The organism is Aneurinibacillus sp. UBA3580 (assembly GCF_002375825.1).
GTDB classification, from domain to species: domain Bacteria; phylum Bacillota; class Bacilli; order Aneurinibacillales; family Aneurinibacillaceae; genus Aneurinibacillus; species Aneurinibacillus danicus.
This window is the reverse complement of sequence record NZ_DFMZ01000023.1, coordinates 36,399-52,146: the sequence shown is the minus strand read 5'-3', so window position 1 is coordinate 52,146 and position 15,748 is coordinate 36,399. Positions and strand designations below refer to the sequence as shown.

Sequence of the window (15,748 nt, the reverse complement as noted above, 5' to 3'; positions counted from 1 at the left end):
GAACAAATCATGATCTTACTTCAGACATTAAATATAAGCAAATCATTCAGCGCCAATCCGGTGCTTTCCAATGTGAATATGGTACTGCAATCCAGAGAGCGGGTGGCCCTAGTCGGAGTAAACGGTGCAGGTAAATCCACCTTGCTGAAGATTATCACCGGTCAGATGCTGCCTGACGAAGGCGAAATTCAAAAGGCAAAAGATACGACGCTCGGCTATCTGGCACAGGACAGCGGCCTGGATACGGAGCGGACAATCTGGGAAGAGATGATGACCGTGTTTGAGCACTTCAAGGAACGGGAGAAAGAGCTGCGCCGGATCGAGCGGCAAATTGCCGACCCGGATATTATCGCCGACGAGATACAGCATGAAAAATTGCTGAATACGTATTCTCATCTCGTGGACCAATTTAAGCTGGAAGGCGGCTATCAATATGAAGCTACCACCCGTTCTATCCTGCATGGTATGCGTTTCTTTCCCGAGGATTACGATACGCCGATCAATCAGCTTAGCGGTGGGCAGAAGACCCGTCTTGCGCTGGCCCGGCTGCTGCTTATGGAGCCGGATGTGCTGATTCTCGATGAGCCGACCAACTATCTAGATATCGAGACGCTCGGGTGGCTGGAGAAATATCTGTTGAATTATCCGGGCGCCCTGCTGGTCGTCTCCCATGACCGTTTCTTTCTCGACTCGCTCGTCAATATTATCTATGAGCTAGAACGAACGCATGTTACACGCTATGTCGGCAATTATACGGACTATCTCATTCAGAAGGGAGAACGGGTGCAGCAGCAGATCAGACAGTATGAGAAACAGCAGGCGGAAATCTCCCGCATCGAAGAATTCGTACAGCGCAATATCGCCCGTGCCTCCACCACAAAACGCGCACAGAGCCGCCGTAAAATGTTAGAACGGATGGAGACACTTGATAAACCAGTGGGCGATTTAAAAAAAGCGCAGTTTTCTTTCGATATCGAAAAGGTAAGTGGAAATCAGGTGCTAACGCTTAAAGATGTGAGCATCGGGTACGAAGACGCCCCTCTCGCCCGACATCTGTCGTTTGAGATTACCCGCGGAGAGCGCGTAGCGCTGCTTGGTCCGAATGGTCTCGGCAAATCCACCTTGCTTAAAACGATTGTCAAGAAAATGGCTCCGCTCTCCGGCACCATTTTCTATGGCAGTAATGTGATGCTCGGTTTCTACGATCAGGAGCAGGAGAACCTGAACCCGGTCAAACAGGTACTGCATGAGCTCTGGGATGAGTATCCGACCATGCAGGAAAAAGATGTACGCACCATATTAGGCAACTTTCTGTTCAGCGGTGACGACGTGCTAAAGAAAATCGGCGAATTAAGCGGCGGTGAGCGAGCGCGTGTCTCATTGGCCAAGCTCATGCTGCAAAAAGCGAATCTGCTGATTTTGGATGAGCCGACCAACCATCTTGATCTGTTCAGCAAGGAAATTCTCGAAGAAGCGCTGGAAGACTATCCGGGAACCATCCTATTCGTCTCGCACGACCGCTACTTCCTGAATAAAATCGCCACCCGCGTACTTGAGATGACACCGAACGGAGTTATTTCTTACCTGGGCAACTATGATTACTATATAGAGAAAAAAGAAGAACTTAAAGAGCTACAATCACCCTCTCTGGCTCCGGCAATACAGACCGAAGCACAAGAGGCAAAAGTCAAGTCCGCCGCTTCAGGTAAAGAGAAGTTCCGTCAGGATAAAGAAGCCAAAAGAGCCGAGCGGCAGCGGCAGCGGCGCATTGAAGAACTTGAAGGAATGATTGAACAACTGGAAGAGACGATCGCTTCCCTGGAAGAAGAACTCTGCAAGCCGGAAGTATTCCAGAACCACGAACAAGCGCTGGCGCTTAACGAAGAACTGGAGGCTAAAAAAGCGGAGTTGGAAACCTGTCTGGAAGAGTGGGCCGCTCTGCAGGAATAGCCATATGAAATTTTTATGACTTGCCGGCCACGATCCATTAAAGGAAGAGAGGAGAAAAGAGAGGTTGGAAAAACAAAAACAGCTTAGGCGTAAGGCATCCAGCTTCTACTTTTCTCTACTTCATACCTCTTGCCACCCTGCACATGTCGTAACATCCAACGTTATCTATATAGGCGCATGCTTGGTATATTCTTTGCTCGCCTCGCCGTTCCAGAGCAACCTATACAGTATCGGAACCAGCGCATACAGCATCGCCAAAGCGGCGGCGATAATACCTGAATCGTTCACCAGGAGCGCTACGAACGAGCCAAATGAGATGGTTTTTATTCCGATGGTAAACCAAGGATACTCGCGCTTTATCCGCCCTACTCTTTCGCTCTGATAATAAATCAGCAACAGACTCACTATAAAGCTTGCGATAAATAGCTTGCTCCATATGGAAGCCAGAATCAAACGCCAGTTCATCGTCAGCTTCCGTTCAATGATTCGACCAATCTCTTGCCAGTTGCCTCGCGCAAGCTCACCGACCGCCCGGCCAATATGCGATTGCTCCGCCCCCGCTGCCTGGTAGTTCAGCACAAAGAGCAAACAGGCGGCTGCCATTCCGATTCCCAATAAAGCCGCTACATACCGCTTTCGCCAGGCAAATCCGGAGAAAGCCGGGATGCCATATACCAATGCAGCCAGGAATACGAGAATCCCTCCTGCTTTACTGCCTCCTTCCGGCCATGCCATATAGAAAACGACGAGTCCTGTTATCAGAATCAGGAGCGTAAGAACCAGCCGACGGGCATGCCTTCTTTGCATCTCACCCGCCATTGCTATGCTTAATATGGAAGCACCAAGCAGGACTCCCATATACTCATTACCAATGCCATAGTAACGGGCACCGATAACCGGGTCATATCCAAGATAGGAGCCACGGATAAGTCCCCCGCCCGTAAACCCGTCCAGCAGAAGCGGGACCCAATTTATAATTCCAATCCAGAAATAACACGCAGCAAAAGATAATCTTTGCAGTAAATGGGCGAACCCCAGGCCAACACCGCTTACGAGCAGTACTACAAGAAAAGGCGGGGGCAGGCCGGGAACCACAGGCAAAAGAAGCAGCAAAAACGGAACAAGCAACACAAACGGCAGTAGATACGAGAGAATGCGGAGTGCTTTTTCTTTTGTGCTTTTCCATCTGTCAAAGGAAAACAATAACACCGAAGAGAGGACAAGCACGGTTATTGTCATGCCGACATATGGATACAGCACCGCAGGACGTGTAGCGTAAATATGATCTATCCTCTCAGCCTTCTTCCAGAATTCATCATGCCCAATCTCTCGTTCTGTTCTAAGCGGCATTCCTTTCATCTCTATCGGAGGCTGTATTCCAAACCAGGTAAGGATGGTCGGTGCCATATCAATATTGGCCGCAAGCCCCGGCTGTCGGGTAGTTCCAGAGGTTAGTATACCGCCGCCTCTACCGTCTTCCCAGAGCAAGACGGGTGCCATTCGCTTTTTTTCGGCGATTTCGCTGTCTGGAAGCGATGCAGATAGGAGTACAATCTTTTGACCCTGTGTCCTCTCTTTCGTCAGCGTTTCCGTAAACTTCGCAATTTCCTCCATCACCTGCTGCCGCAGTTGCAGATATCTCTGTGTGCTTATAACGCTCTGATACCGGGCCAACCGAACGAGATCACCAAGCTCTACTGCGATAAAACCTGTGCCTCTTTTTTGCCATTGCCGAACATGATACGCCAGGAACGAATAATCCGTTTTCTTCCCGCCCGGAAAAAATGGGCTGTGGATAAGTGTCTCTTCCCCTATCCACCCCTGCGGTGTCACCCCTCTGCGATCCATAGTCAACAGTACAGATAACCTGCTTACTTTTCCTGACATATCGCTATTGCCGATAACAGCTCGTCTAATTCCGTGCTTCTTTAAGGTTTCTCCTAGTAGACCAGGGATAGCTCCCGTATTTTTCTGCTTGTTATTCTCCGCCAGGACAGAAGCATACGGAAAGAGAATGGTTCCGTTCCGCACCATTGCCGGCACCTCTCCCATATACTGACGATACATCGCAAGCCCTGTCGTTCGCTTTTCACTGAGCCCGTATGCATTCCGGCCCCATTCGGATCCGGCAGCGCGGGTACCGGTTCCCAGTGTCAGAACACTGTGGATATCCCTTAGAGAAACAGCGGTTCGCATATTCATCTCACCGATTGCTGCCTGATTGAGAAAAGAAAACGCAGCATTCTGATAAAGAGCACGGATGTCCTGGCGGGTTAGCTCCGGAACGAGCAGCATGATAACGGTAGGACGGTTTTGCGAAAGAATACTTGTGGTAAAAGAGAAAAAAACGGTCAGAAAAACACTGCAAATTCCTACGACAAAAATCGTCATTTTTCTCAATCTATCACTCTCCTTTCCCCACATACCCACACCGTTATTCACACTTTTACCATTATGAAAAATATTGATATATTGGGTTATCCACTATTTTATCCACATTATCCACAGATTTGTGGATAATGTTATTCAGCATCTGTCCACAGAATTTGACAAGATAAGATTTTTCCCAACAAAAAAAGCAACCCGTTTATAGGGTTGCCCTTTTATGCCAGCGGCAAACCGGGAATGCCGTTCAGCGACATGTCCGCCAGGTTGCCTTTTTTATATTCGATATAGCCTGCTCCTGCAATCATCGCGGCATTATCCGTGCATAGCGATAACGGAGGAATAATCAGCTCGATGCCTTCCTGTTTCGCCCGCTCGGTCAGAGCGGTGCGCAATCCTTTGTTGGCTGCTACGCCCCCCGCCAACAACAGCTGCTTTACCGGGCGTTCTTTTATTAATTTAAACGACTTATCCACAAGCACTTCCACGACTGATTCCTGAAAACTGGCTGCCAGGTTTTCCGGCTCAATACTTTCTCCACGCTGTGCCGCGTTGTGCAATGTATTCAGCACTGCCGATTTCAGTCCGCTAAAGCTGAAATCATATGTGCCCTCGAGCCAGGCGCGCGGCAGCGGAACATTTGGCTCTCCTTCGTGTGCTAGCCGATCAATATGCGGGCCACCCGGATACGGAAGGCCAAGTGAGCGCGCTACTTTGTCATACGCTTCGCCAACCGCGTCATCTCTTGTCTGTCCGATAATTTCGTATGACCCGTGCTCTTTCATATACACCAATTCCGTATGGCCACCGGAGACCACCAGCGCCAGAAGCGGGAATTTCATTTCTTTCACAAACCGATTTGCATAAATATGACCGGCAATATGATGGACGCCAACCAGCGGAATGCCGCGTGCGAATGAAATGGCTTTGGCGGCGGCCACTCCTACAAGCAGCGCGCCCACCAATCCAGGCCCATACGTTACCGCAATGGCGTCGATGTCATCGAAGGTGGATTCGGCTTCCCGGAGCGCTTGCTCGATAATAACCGTGATGTTTTCCACATGATGCCTTGATGCAACTTCCGGCACGACACCTCCGAAACGTTTATGGCTTTCGATTTGTGAGGAAATCACATTCGAACGAATCACAGTTCCGTCTTCGATAACGGCAGCCGACGTCTCATCACAGCTCGTCTCAATGCCGAGAATACGAATCGGCCTTCTCTGGGCGAGCGCCTCTTCCCTCCGTTTATAAGCTTTCTGCTTCCACTTGTTCATCATCCAGTCTCACCCACATTATAATAGCGTCTTCCCCGTTGTCGGTATAATAGCCGGGACGTACGCCTTCTTCCACAAATCCCAGTTTCCTGTACAATTTTTTCGCCGCTTCATTGCTGCGTCGCACTTCCAATGTCATAGCCGCAGCCCCTGATTCGGCAGCGAAACTCATCAACCGATGCATCAACCGTTCTCCGAGATAGCGCCCGCGATAATCAGGATGGATAGCAATATTCGTAATATGGGCTTCATCCAGCACAAGCCACATTCCACCATACCCGATGACACGGTGCTCTTTCTCCACTATAAAATAACGCGCAAACACATTTTTCTTCAATTCATTGATAAACGAATCGCGCGACCATGGCGTCGAAAACGAAAGTCGTTCCACTTCCTCTATCTCGTCAAGGTCTCTCATCTCCATACGGCGAATCGTGAACTCTTCTGTCATCGTATCGCCTCCTCTATTTCTTCTGGCTGGCGAGCCATTTCGCTTCCGCCTCCGCCATCTGGAGATAGACAGGGGTAAAGGTTTCTGTATCTTCAATGCGCTCTTCTTTTAACGCTTTCCATCCGGCAGCGGCCAGATGGGCTGCACGCGGAATCCGATAAGACATAGGAGCAAACACCGCCTGATCTCCCATTATTTCTGTAATGGTTTCTCGATGAATCGTGATATCATCGCCAAGGAACAAAATCGGCTCCTGGTCATCAGCCTCTCTCCATTCCTCAAGCGCTTGCTTTAACAAAACGATTCGTTCAGCCTCAGCGAGGTACACGCCTCCTTCCGGCATTGCCCGGTATACACCAGTATATACCTGTCCACGGCGCGCATCAAATAGAGGGACAATCCGTCCCGGAAAATAAGCGGCATTCCAGGCCAGCACTTCCAGACTGGAGATGCCTAGCAGCGGAATATTGAGCGACCAGGCCATGCTTTTCGCTGTAGCGACGCCAATGCGGACTCCAGTATAAGAACCTGGACCGCGGGCTACCGCAACCGCCGCAAGCTCCGTCGGATCGACCTCCACCTCATCCAGCAGTTGACTAACCATAGGCATGAGCCGGATACTATGATTCTTTTTTAAGTTGGTTGAAAACTCGCCGAGCACCTTGTCTTCTGTGCAAACCGCGACGCCCAGGCTGAAGTTTGAAGTATCAATTGCCAGAATGGTCATGCTTTATCGCCTCACACAATGTTTCATATCGTCTGCCATGCGCCGTAAACTTAAGCGTCCGCTCGTCGCCTTCTCCCCGTGTAATTACGATTTCACAGCGCTCGGCCGGAAGCTGCTCGGCAATCATCTGCGGCCACTCCACTACCGTCACGCCGTCCCCGTAAAAATATTCGTCAAACCCCAGGTCTTCCAGCTCGTCTTCCACGCGGTAAACATCCATATGGAAAAGGGGGAGACGCCCCATGTATTCTTTAATAATTGTAAATGTCGGACTGTTAACCACACCATTTACACCCATGCCACGCGCCAGCCCCTGTGTAAAACTGGTCTTGCCTGCACCCAGATCACCTGACAACGTAAACACGTCCCCCGGCTCCGTCAGGCGTCCGATTTTCTCCGCCAACGCCTGTGTCTCTTCCACAGAACGAGTATGAAACACATACATCTGTCCGTCTGCCATCTTCATCACTTCCTACGCGAACTTACTTTTCCTCACTAAAATGATTATACCCTTTTTTCGGAAGCAGCGTGACCTCACCGTTACTCCGCTTCAGCAGAACGCCGGCCTTGCCTGCTTCTACCCGTCCAATCCAGTATAAGGATAAATTCTCAGCCGCAAACGCCCGGCTTATCTCTTCTTTATGCTCTCCGGCAATACTGCCGACAAGCCGGTAGTCTTCTCCCCCGTAAAAAGCCCACTCTAAAGCATCTTTCCCGCTTGTCTTAGCATAACGAATAAGCTCGTCACTCAGTGGAATTTCTGCTTCATTAAGTACAATCTGCACCCCGCTTGCTTCGGCAATCTCCCACGCTTCGCTCGCCAATCCGTCACTGATATCGTTCAGCGCAATGCGCTGCCCGCTCTCCGCCAGGATACGTCCTGCCTGTACATGCGGCTCCGGTTGGCGGTGGCATGCGGCAAGCGCTGACCATTCGTCCGGAATATTGGCGACTCCCCAGCGTTCCTGAAGTAAAATATGAAGCCCGCCGGCCGAATCTCCTACCGTACCGGTCACAAATATAGAATCTCCGGGACGAGCGCTGCTACGGCGCAGAGCTAAACCGTGCTCTACCTCACCGAGTACAGTAACCGTAAGGGTCAACGGCCCAGGCACCGCCACCGTATCGCCTCCGATTAAAGCCATATTGTGCTGGGAAGCCAGCTCAGCCATGCCGTCATATATCCCGGCTACTTCCTCTTCATTCCATGTACGAGGCAGCCCCAAGGATACAAGATAAAACAATGGAATGCCACCCATCGCCGCCACATCGCTGATATTGGACGCCAGCGCTTTATGTCCGATATCGTGCGGAAGCATCGTCTGACGCTTAAAGTGCACGTCTTCGACCATCGCATCGCAGCAAACAATCCAATTATATCCGCTGCGGCCTGCGACCACAGCGGCGTCATCTCCATTGCCGACCTCGATTCGCTTTGCAAGCGGCAGCGGTGTGGGATGCCTTCTGGTCAGGTAGGAAATAAGCCCAAATTCATCGCGCCGTTTTTCCGTCATACGTCTCCTCCAATTCCCGCAAGTGCAGGCGACCCCTGCACTTGCCGCAGACATACTTGCGGGTATTTACATGCCGCCTGCGCAGATAGCGCATGCCGCAATCCTGACAGACCAGTTCATACCGGTATTCCTGCCGTTTGCGCGGCGCTACCGATTGGCAGTATCGACTGCCGCCCACTTGTTTTAACAGTTGCTTAAAATCGCTATCTTTATGCTTATATCCGCGTCCAGCGAGATGCAAATGATAATGGCAAAGCTCATGTTTGATAATTCCCACCAGCTCTTCTATACCGAACAAATGGTAATGTTTAGGGTTAATTTCGATGTTATGTGTCCCCAGCACGTAGCGACCACCCGTCGTCCTAAGCCGCGGATTGAAATACGCGCGGTGCGTAAACGGACGTTGGAAAAAGTCGGTGGAAACCCGCTCGACAAGCTGCTGCAGTTGTCCCTCGGTTAAGCTCTCCATCTCCTCGCCTCCATTCTTGCGTGCATCTCCAACATGCGCTACACTTGTGAACGTACATACGAAACAAGGGGGAGCCATGTGATGCGTTACTGTATTTTATCGACAAAAAAGAATCTGCAATTCGTCGCTATGCCTGATGGCTACATGTATCAGCTCGTTGCGCTGCTGCGTCGGCTTCATAAAGAAATCGGCAAATTGACTGTCCAAAATCGCCCGGAATTGCCGGAAGTTCTTGCTGAATGCAGCGAGCTTGAGCTGCATGCGGAGAATGTCCACATCATACAAGGGATTGATTATCTGGCTGATTTGGAAAAAAGCTTCGTTTCTCTTCAAGAAGAAAATTACCCGCTCATCGCCCTTCTCACCGAAATCCGCGCTCTGCATGCGCAGCTCGAATACTTGATGGAAGAAGGCGAATACGAGTAACAACCGGTACTCCCTCACATATAGTAAAATTAAAAAGCGTGACGGGAGGGATCCGGATGCCGCAATGGCTGAAGCGCCAATTAATGAAAGCTTTTCAGACAAAAAACCGACGGCAAATTCTTCTCTTGAATGATTGCTGGTTCTTATATAACGACAAACAGGGAGATCGAAACTGAGGCTTTTCGACCTCCCTGTTTTTAGATGCAGGTCTCATCTCTTCCTCCCTCTTTCCTTACTCTTCAGGAGCCAACATCGTCAATCCGACCCGTCCTTTCCGCTCATCAATATCTTTGACCCATACGGTAACAATTTCACCGACAGAGACGACGTCAAGCGGATGTTTAACGAAACGGCGGCTCAGCTGCGAGATGTGAACCAGTCCATCGTTTTTCAGACCGATGTCGACAAACGCGCCGAAGTCCACTACATTACGCACCGTGCCCTGCAGTTCCATGCCTTTGGCCAAATCGCTGATGTCGAGCACGTCTTTTTTAAGCAGTGGTTTGTTCAATTCTTCTCGCGGATCGCGACCCGGACGAAGCAGGCTCGCTACAATGTCCTGCAATGTCGGCTCACCGACATTCAGCTTTTGTGCCATTTCTTTTATATTCACTTCTTTAAACTTTACTCTGGACTGTTCGCTCCCAATCTCTTCCGGACGAATGCCAAGCTCTTTTAGCAGTTCGGCGACACTTTGATATGATTCCGGGTGAATCGGTGTACTATCGAGGGGATTTTCCCCGTCTATGATGCGCAGGAAACCTATGCATTGTTCGTATGTCTTCGCGCCCAAACGCGGCACTTCTTTCAACTGGCTGCGTGACGTATATTTCCCCAGTTCTTCTCTGCGGGCAACGATATTCTTCGCTACTTGCTTGGAGATGCCGGATACATACTGCAAAAGCGACGGAGAAGCGGTATTTACATCAACACCCACATAGTTGACCACCGATTCGACAACGAACTGAAGGCTGTCCGACAATTTGCTCTGTGATACGTCGTGTTGATATTGGCCTACGCCGATTGACTTCGGATCGATTTTCACCAATTCGGCCAGCGGGTCCTGCAGGCGACGCCCGATTGACACGGCGCTTCGTTCCGCGACGTCTAAATCCGGAAACTCTTCCCCGGCCAATTTCGAGGCAGAATAAACACTGGCACCGGCTTCATTGACAATGATATAAGAGAGATCTCGTTTTATCTCTTTTATCATATCCACGACAAACTGTTCCGTTTCCCGCGATGCGGTTCCATTTCCGATCGCGATGATCTGTACGCCATATTTTTCAATTAAACTACTCAGTATCCGCTTCGCCTCTGCAATCTTGTTCTGCGGTGGCGTCGGATATACGACTGCCACCTCAAGCAATTTGCCCGTCTCATCAATCACCGCACTCTTGCACCCTGTTCGAAATGCCGGATCAAGAGCTAAGACGACGCGGTTTTTTAACGGTGCCTGCAGCAGTAATTGACGAAGATTCTCGGAGAAAATATGAATGGCCTGCTCCTCCGCTTTTTCCGTCAATAGTCCCCGTACTTCCCGCTCCACGGCAGGAGCAATCAAGCGTTTATAGCTGTCTTCGAGTACCGCTCTTAGCTGCTCGGCAGCAATACTGTCTCTGCGAATCCATTTGCGTTCAAGATGCTGCAGAATCGGTGCAGGATCGAGCTCAAGTTTGACGCGCAGGATGCCTTCGCGCTCCGCCCGATTGACAGCAAGAATCCGGTGCGGTGCCATCTGGCCGACCTGCTCACTGTACTCGTAATACATCTCATACACATTTTTCCCTGAAGGTTCGTCTTCTTTTTTAACCGTAGACAGTACAGCCCGCTTCATCGTATAATCCCGCACCCAGCTTCGCACACCCGGATCATCCGCCACTTGCTCGGCGACAATGTCTGATGCCCCCTGTACAGCCTCTTCTACAGATGCTACACCTTTTTCCGGATCGATATATTTTGCTGCTTCTTCCAACAAATTTCCTTTGCGGGCAGTCAGCATAAATTGGGCAAGCGGGTCCAATCCTTTCTCTTTTGCTATTGTGGCCCGCGTTCTGCGTTTCTGTCTGAATGGCCGGTATAAATCCTCCACTTGCTGTAGCCTGGTAGCGCTTCGGATTTGTTCTTCCAACTCATCTGTCAGCTTTTCCTGTTCGGCAATCAGGCGAATGACTTCCTTTTTTCGTTCCTCTAGCTGACGTAGATATTGAACACGTTCTTGAATGGAACGAATCTGATTCTCATCCAGCATGCCGGTTGCCTCTTTGCGATAGCGGGCGATAAACGGAACGGTACTCCCTTCGTCGAGAAGCGCAATCGTACGTTCCACCTGTCCCGGTGCAATCTGCAGCTCACCGGCGATAACTGAAACCATCTGCTTTACTTCCATGGCCAACATCCTTCCGCGACTTTTTCTTCCGTGCAACGAAAAAAAAGCCACCGTATTTCACAGCAGCCTCTTACAAATCTTCTACATTCGTGTATCTTTAAAAATCAATAAGTCCTAAACTAATCTGGAGAGCGTCATTTACCCGTTCCATCATCTCTTCGTCAAGGTGTGTGATCTTATCCGTTAGTCGTTGTTTATCGATCGTACGTATTTGTTCAAGAAGAATAACGGAATCGCGGTCAAATGCATACGTTTTTGCATCGATCTCCACATGAGTAGGCAATTTAGCTTTTTGTATCTGTGCCGTAATGGCTGCGACGATTACTGTCGGACTGAAGCGGTTTCCGATATTATTCTGTATAACCAACACGGGACGGACTCCGCCTTGCTCCGATCCGACAACGGGGGATAAATCCGCAAAATATACGTCGCCACGCTTCACGATCACACACTACACCCCGCTCACTAAACGTCCCAACGTCAGGTCGGCTTCTTCTTCAGCTTGAAAAGCCTCGCTAGCCATGTGCAAATTGATGTTTGCCATCTCCATATACCCACGCTGCATCGTCTCGCGGATATGACGCTTTTTACGTTCTTTCAAGTACAGTCTCATTGCCTGACGGATAAATTCACTGCGATTTGACTTTTCTTTTTCGACCAATCCATCCACTTCCTGTAATAGATGATCTGGCAAGCTAATCATGATACGCTTCGTGTCCATTTTAGACAAGACCATCGCACCTCCAACACCAACACTATACAACATTTTTGCAAGTTGAAAGACCGCGCGAAAGGCACATTACCAGTATGGCGTAGCCTATACAAAAATATACTGTGCGCGGCTTGATAAGCGGGAGATTTCGACTCCCTTTTTTAGTATTCGAGCTATACCGGCAAATTCCTGCCTCTCTTCCCTACTTTTAGAAAAGATTTTGCTTCCTATTTTGATTCCTATTGATTGTACCATGATTCCCCCTGTGTCACAACAGGAGGAATGGCGTTTTTAACCGTTTATTCCTAACAAGAACTTATCAATATGCGATTGTTTACTGAAACAATCCGACCGTTTTCCTTATAAACCCGCGGCACCCGCTTGCTTACCATGCATGTCACTTCATAATTAATCGTATGGAGCCAACCTGCCATTTCATCGACGGAAATCTCTTCGCCTCCCTGGCGTCCAAGCAAAACCGCTTCTTCTCCTACAGACACATTCGGAATATGCGTGATATCTACCATAAATTGGTCCATGCATATTCTGCCAGCAATCTTTGCACGCTGTCCTTTAATCAGTACATAACCTTTATTCGACAACAACCGATTATACCCGTCTGCATAACCTACAGGAATCGTAGCAATGATCGCCTCCTCAGGCGCTTCGTATGTTGCCCCGTAGCTGACCTTTGTTCCGGCCGGTACGCGCTTTACATGGCTTACTCGCGCTTTCCATTGAAAGGCGGAAGCAAGCGGAATGTTTGTCGTTTTGGCATAGCCTGAAGGATACTGTCCGTATAAACTGATTCCCAAACGGATCATATGTCGGCTTCGCTCAGGATAGAACATCGCTGCTGCGCTGTTATTGGTATAGAGAAGCGGTATCGTAATGCCACGCTTTGCCAGAGTATCGACGAGATGCTGAAAGATCTCATACTGCTCTAACGTATAGGTTTTGTCCTCCTCATCGGCAGTCGCAAAGTGTGTGAACATGCCCTCTATTTCGATCCATGGGCACGTACGCGCAAGCTCAAAAAACGAGATAAGCTCTTCCTCTTTCCGTATGCCAATTCGTCCCATACCCGTATCCACTTTCACATGAATCCGCGCCTTTTTATGAAGCTTTTCGGCCGTACGGCATACTTCTCGAAGCATATCCTGCTGGTATACCGTCATCGTAACTTCATGCCGGATGGCCGGCTCAATGCCGCGCGAAGGAAATGAACTGAGTACAAGAATAGGAGCAGTGATGCCCTGGCTGCGCAGTTCCAATGCTTCGTCCAGGAGCGCCACTCCCAGCCATTCCGCACCTTCGGCAAGCGCTTTTTGCGCTATCTGGTAAGCGCCATGTCCATAACCGTCCGCTTTGACTACCGCCATAATTTTCGTCTCTGCCGGAATATGTTTGCGGAAGGTCCGTATATTTTCTCCTATGGCATCCAGGTCGATTTCCGCCCAGACGTCCCTGTAAAACTCTCCGACCCCTGTCATTGATTTATCTCCCTCTTTTCTGTACGCGTGCAATCTGTCTATCCAACTCTTCTAGAAATTCCTGAGAAGCCATAACACTGTACTTTTTGTTGCCCGCCCGATATGTCGGTTTCCATACGCTGTCCCGCTGTAATTCCTGCAGAGCTACGCTTTCTTCATTTTTTCCGACCCGCATAACAAGGTGAGTTCTCGAAAGTTTATATGTCGGATGAAGAATGGCTTTGTAAATCATAGGCGAGAATCCCACGATAACAATGGCCGCACCCATAGCAATAATAAACACCGCCGTACGGTTTTGCGGCAGGAAATTCAACAGCCCGAACATTACGATGACATAAAACACTGTCTCAAGCAGCTTATACTTAAATGGACGTTTTAAATAGATGTCCTTTGCGCTCGCCTCTTCATGGCGTAGTATGTTTCCCTGCTGTTTTTTCATGCAAACTCCTTTCTCTACAGCTACTTTTGTAAAATCGGCAGCAGCTCGCCAAGATTGCGAATGATGAAATCAGGTGGTTGCCCCAGTTCATCAAATGTCTGTCCTGTCCGATTCAACCAGGCGACATGGAATCCAAAACTTTTTGCACCGGCAGCGTCCCAAGCGTTTGAGGAGACAAATACCACTTCTTCCCGCTTTACCTGCAACACTTCAAGCACACGGGTATACGCGGCCGGGTGCGGTTTATATATTTTAGCATCATCTACGCTAATAACATCATCGAGATGCTGTTCCAGTGCAGTATGCTTAACCAATGGCAGCAGGAAGTCAAGCGAGCCGTTTGAAAAAATCGTCCGCTTCCACGCTGTAAGCCGAGGCAATACATCAGACACCTCCGGATACGGCTTCAGCATAAGGTACTCTTCCATCAGTCGCTTCCGGTATGCCTCATCGAGCGGAAGATCCAATTGTCTGCATGCAAAGATAAGTGCTTCTTCTGTGATCTGTCTAAAATCAACGTACCGCCCCATTAAAGCACGAAGCCAGCTATATTCTAATTGTTTCGTGCGCCAGAGCTGGCTAAGACGAGTGCCCTGTCCCGGAAATAATTCATCGCATACCTCAATGACAGAATGGACATTAAAAAGCGTTCCGTAAGCATCAAACGCGATCGCCTTAATTTTATTTGTATTCACTTTTCTCCCCCGTTTCCATGTCACATCAGATTCAGTATAACAGATATTCTTCGAATCTGGGTACATGTCCCGGCCCTATCGGGTTTGCCGTTACATACAATTAAGTATAGAGTAGATGAAATTCACCTGAAAAGGAGGTGATCGGGGTTGGCAAAAAGACCGAGAAAAGCAGCCTCCAGGCAGCATCAAGACAATCATATTTCCCGCTTTCCTATCCTGGACAAAAGGCGACAAATAAAAAGGAAACCCTCTCCCCCTACACAAGGAGGAAACATCGCCAGAGGATTCGATCCGGCCGGATTGGCTGAACTGCTGCAAAACCCCTCAGTCCAAACACTAATCAAGAAAGGATTAAACAATGGCGTTGCAACGAAACCAGCGAAGCCGGGCAAAAAACAGAAGGGAAAAGCTGAAAAAAAGAATGGATTAAATAATATGCTGGGTGGTATGGATTTTGTGCAACTTGCTAAGTTGCTGCAAAACCCAATGGTCCAGTCTATGTTAAAAAATATATTTTAATCAAAAAAAAGAAAAAGCACCTCTTCTTGAATGTCAAGAAGAGGTGCTTTTTGCGCATGTAAGTACCGATGGTCGGAGTCGAACCGACACTCCCGAAGGAACACGATTTTGAGTCGTGCGCGTCTGCCAATTCCGCCACATCGGCATAGGTGGCGTGCCCGGAGAGACTCGAACTCCCAACCTTCTGATTCGTAGTCAGACACTCTATCCGGTTGAGCTACGGGCACATTTTTTATTTTTAGGTTTTTGAAACCCCCGCAAAAGGATTCGGAATCAGCTTCAAAGCTACACTTTTGTGGGTC

The 15,748-nt window shown here is 49.2% G+C and carries 17 protein-coding genes and 2 tRNA genes; 4 read left to right on the top strand and 15 right to left on the bottom strand.

All coding sequences use genetic code 11. The features are described 5' to 3' along the window. The first annotated feature begins 9 nt into the window (after positions 1-9). Positions 10-1,950 carry an ABC-F family ATP-binding cassette domain-containing protein gene (locus tag B2899_RS03670; protein WP_286884118.1) on the top strand — a complete coding sequence of 647 codons (1,941 nt, stop codon included), beginning with the start codon at positions 10-12 and terminating at the stop codon, positions 1,948-1,950. A gap of 165 nt (positions 1,951-2,115) precedes the next feature. Here B2899_RS03670 and B2899_RS03665 read toward each other — a convergent pair whose 3' ends face one another. The 7 genes from B2899_RS03665 to B2899_RS03635 all read right to left on the bottom strand — a co-directional run bounded on the left by B2899_RS03665 (position 2,116) and on the right by B2899_RS03635 (position 8,773). Continuing rightward, positions 2,116-4,350 (bottom strand): hypothetical protein, encoded by a 2,235-nt coding sequence (locus B2899_RS03665; protein ID WP_286884116.1) that lies wholly within the window; start codon positions 4,348-4,350, stop codon positions 2,116-2,118. A 203-nt stretch (positions 4,351-4,553) separates the two neighbouring features. Then, positions 4,554-5,612, bottom strand: coding sequence for a tRNA (adenosine(37)-N6)-threonylcarbamoyltransferase complex transferase subunit TsaD (gene tsaD, locus B2899_RS03660; RefSeq protein WP_146811888.1), 1,059 nt, complete (start codon positions 5,610-5,612; stop codon positions 4,554-4,556). Then, positions 5,584-6,063, bottom strand: a complete 480-nt coding sequence (rimI, locus tag B2899_RS03655) for a ribosomal protein S18-alanine N-acetyltransferase (protein WP_246147412.1) — start codon at positions 6,061-6,063, stop codon at positions 5,584-5,586. Before rimI ends, tsaD begins: the two co-directional genes overlap by 29 nt. Before the next feature lie 13 nt (positions 6,064-6,076). Beyond that, complete coding sequence (gene tsaB / locus B2899_RS03650) at positions 6,077-6,790, bottom strand: tRNA (adenosine(37)-N6)-threonylcarbamoyltransferase complex dimerization subunit type 1 TsaB (protein WP_286884113.1); 714 nt, start codon at positions 6,788-6,790, stop codon at positions 6,077-6,079. Next, entirely contained in the window at positions 6,771-7,250 is a 480-nt protein-coding gene (tsaE, locus tag B2899_RS03645; protein WP_246147413.1) for a tRNA (adenosine(37)-N6)-threonylcarbamoyltransferase complex ATPase subunit type 1 TsaE, read from the bottom strand. Before tsaE ends, tsaB begins: the two co-directional genes overlap by 20 nt. Before the next feature lie 22 nt (positions 7,251-7,272). Then, on the bottom strand, positions 7,273-8,304 hold the full coding sequence (thiL, locus tag B2899_RS03640) for a thiamine-phosphate kinase (protein WP_146811876.1): 1,032 nt from the start codon (positions 8,302-8,304) through the stop codon (positions 7,273-7,275). Next, positions 8,282-8,773 (bottom strand): SprT family protein, encoded by a 492-nt coding sequence (locus B2899_RS03635; protein ID WP_146811877.1) that lies wholly within the window; start codon positions 8,771-8,773, stop codon positions 8,282-8,284. Before B2899_RS03635 ends, thiL begins: the two co-directional genes overlap by 23 nt. Before the next feature lie 81 nt (positions 8,774-8,854). Between B2899_RS03635 and B2899_RS03630 the strand changes: the two genes are divergently transcribed. Both B2899_RS03630 and cmpA read left to right on the top strand, forming a co-directional pair. Continuing rightward, on the top strand, positions 8,855-9,199 hold the full coding sequence (locus B2899_RS03630; protein ID WP_146811890.1) for a hydrolase/acyltransferase: 345 nt from the start codon (positions 8,855-8,857) through the stop codon (positions 9,197-9,199). 56 nt (positions 9,200-9,255) lie between these two features. Further along, a complete protein-coding gene (cmpA, locus tag B2899_RS03625) occupies positions 9,256-9,375 on the top strand; it encodes a cortex morphogenetic protein CmpA (protein ID WP_146811878.1) in 120 nt (39 codons plus the stop codon). Positions 9,376-9,431: 56 nt separating this feature from the next. Here the strand turns inward: cmpA and B2899_RS03620 are convergent, their stop codons facing one another. The 6 genes from B2899_RS03620 to B2899_RS03595 all read right to left on the bottom strand — a co-directional run bounded on the left by B2899_RS03620 (position 9,432) and on the right by B2899_RS03595 (position 14,927). Then, positions 9,432-11,588, bottom strand: a complete 2,157-nt coding sequence (locus tag B2899_RS03620; RefSeq protein WP_146811879.1) for a Tex family protein — start codon at positions 11,586-11,588, stop codon at positions 9,432-9,434. A gap of 97 nt (positions 11,589-11,685) precedes the next feature. Further along, positions 11,686-12,036, bottom strand: coding sequence for a type II toxin-antitoxin system PemK/MazF family toxin (locus B2899_RS03615; RefSeq protein WP_146811880.1), 351 nt, complete (start codon positions 12,034-12,036; stop codon positions 11,686-11,688). Positions 12,037-12,039: 3 nt separating this feature from the next. Beyond that, on the bottom strand, positions 12,040-12,324 hold the full coding sequence (locus tag B2899_RS03610) for a CopG family ribbon-helix-helix protein (protein ID WP_146811881.1): 285 nt from the start codon (positions 12,322-12,324) through the stop codon (positions 12,040-12,042). Positions 12,325-12,605: 281 nt separating this feature from the next. After that, entirely contained in the window at positions 12,606-13,793 is a 1,188-nt protein-coding gene (gene alr, locus B2899_RS03605; protein WP_286884106.1) for an alanine racemase, read from the bottom strand. A 4-nt stretch (positions 13,794-13,797) separates the two neighbouring features. After that, positions 13,798-14,232, bottom strand: a complete 435-nt coding sequence (locus tag B2899_RS03600; protein ID WP_286884104.1) for a hypothetical protein — start codon at positions 14,230-14,232, stop codon at positions 13,798-13,800. A gap of 20 nt (positions 14,233-14,252) precedes the next feature. Then, on the bottom strand, positions 14,253-14,927 hold the full coding sequence (locus B2899_RS03595; protein ID WP_286884102.1) for a haloacid dehalogenase type II: 675 nt from the start codon (positions 14,925-14,927) through the stop codon (positions 14,253-14,255). A 147-nt stretch (positions 14,928-15,074) separates the two neighbouring features. Between B2899_RS03595 and B2899_RS03590 the strand changes: the two genes are divergently transcribed. Next, the gene (locus B2899_RS03590; protein ID WP_286884100.1) at positions 15,075-15,446 is read left to right on the top strand and encodes a hypothetical protein; all 372 of its coding nucleotides are present in this window, start codon (positions 15,075-15,077) and stop codon (positions 15,444-15,446) included. 63 nt (positions 15,447-15,509) lie between these two features. Here the strand turns inward: B2899_RS03590 and B2899_RS03585 are convergent. After that, positions 15,510-15,591: transfer RNA gene (locus tag B2899_RS03585), tRNA-Leu, on the bottom strand. A 5-nt stretch (positions 15,592-15,596) separates the two neighbouring features. Further along, positions 15,597-15,673 (bottom strand) — tRNA-Arg (locus B2899_RS03580). Between the last annotated feature and the right edge of the window lie 75 nt (positions 15,674-15,748).

Excerpts from the sequence above, each read along its gene's own strand:
- thiL (WP_146811876.1), bottom strand. The coding sequence starts at position 8,304 with ATGACGGAAAAACGGCGCGATGAATTTGGGCTTATTTCCTACCTGACC.
- tsaE (WP_246147413.1), bottom strand. The coding sequence starts at position 7,250 with ATGGCAGACGGACAGATGTATGTGTTTCATACTCGTTCTGTGGAAGAG.
- B2899_RS03630 (WP_146811890.1), top strand. The coding sequence starts at position 8,855 with ATGCGTTACTGTATTTTATCGACAAAAAAGAATCTGCAATTCGTCGCT.
- B2899_RS03600 (WP_286884104.1), bottom strand. The coding sequence starts at position 14,232 with ATGAAAAAACAGCAGGGAAACATACTACGCCATGAAGAGGCGAGCGCA.
- B2899_RS03670 (WP_286884118.1), top strand. The coding sequence starts at position 10 with ATGATCTTACTTCAGACATTAAATATAAGCAAATCATTCAGCGCCAAT.
- cmpA (WP_146811878.1), top strand. The coding sequence starts at position 9,256 with ATGCCGCAATGGCTGAAGCGCCAATTAATGAAAGCTTTTCAGACAAAA.
- B2899_RS03610 (WP_146811881.1), bottom strand. The coding sequence starts at position 12,324 with ATGGTCTTGTCTAAAATGGACACGAAGCGTATCATGATTAGCTTGCCA.
- alr (WP_286884106.1), bottom strand. The coding sequence starts at position 13,793 with ATGACAGGGGTCGGAGAGTTTTACAGGGACGTCTGGGCGGAAATCGAC.
- tsaD (WP_146811888.1), bottom strand. The coding sequence starts at position 5,612 with ATGAACAAGTGGAAGCAGAAAGCTTATAAACGGAGGGAAGAGGCGCTC.
- rimI (WP_246147412.1), bottom strand. The coding sequence starts at position 6,063 with ATGACAGAAGAGTTCACGATTCGCCGTATGGAGATGAGAGACCTTGAC.
- tsaB (WP_286884113.1), bottom strand. The coding sequence starts at position 6,790 with ATGACCATTCTGGCAATTGATACTTCAAACTTCAGCCTGGGCGTCGCG.
- B2899_RS03620 (WP_146811879.1), bottom strand. The coding sequence starts at position 11,588 with ATGGAAGTAAAGCAGATGGTTTCAGTTATCGCCGGTGAGCTGCAGATT.
- B2899_RS03635 (WP_146811877.1), bottom strand. The coding sequence starts at position 8,773 with ATGGAGAGCTTAACCGAGGGACAACTGCAGCAGCTTGTCGAGCGGGTT.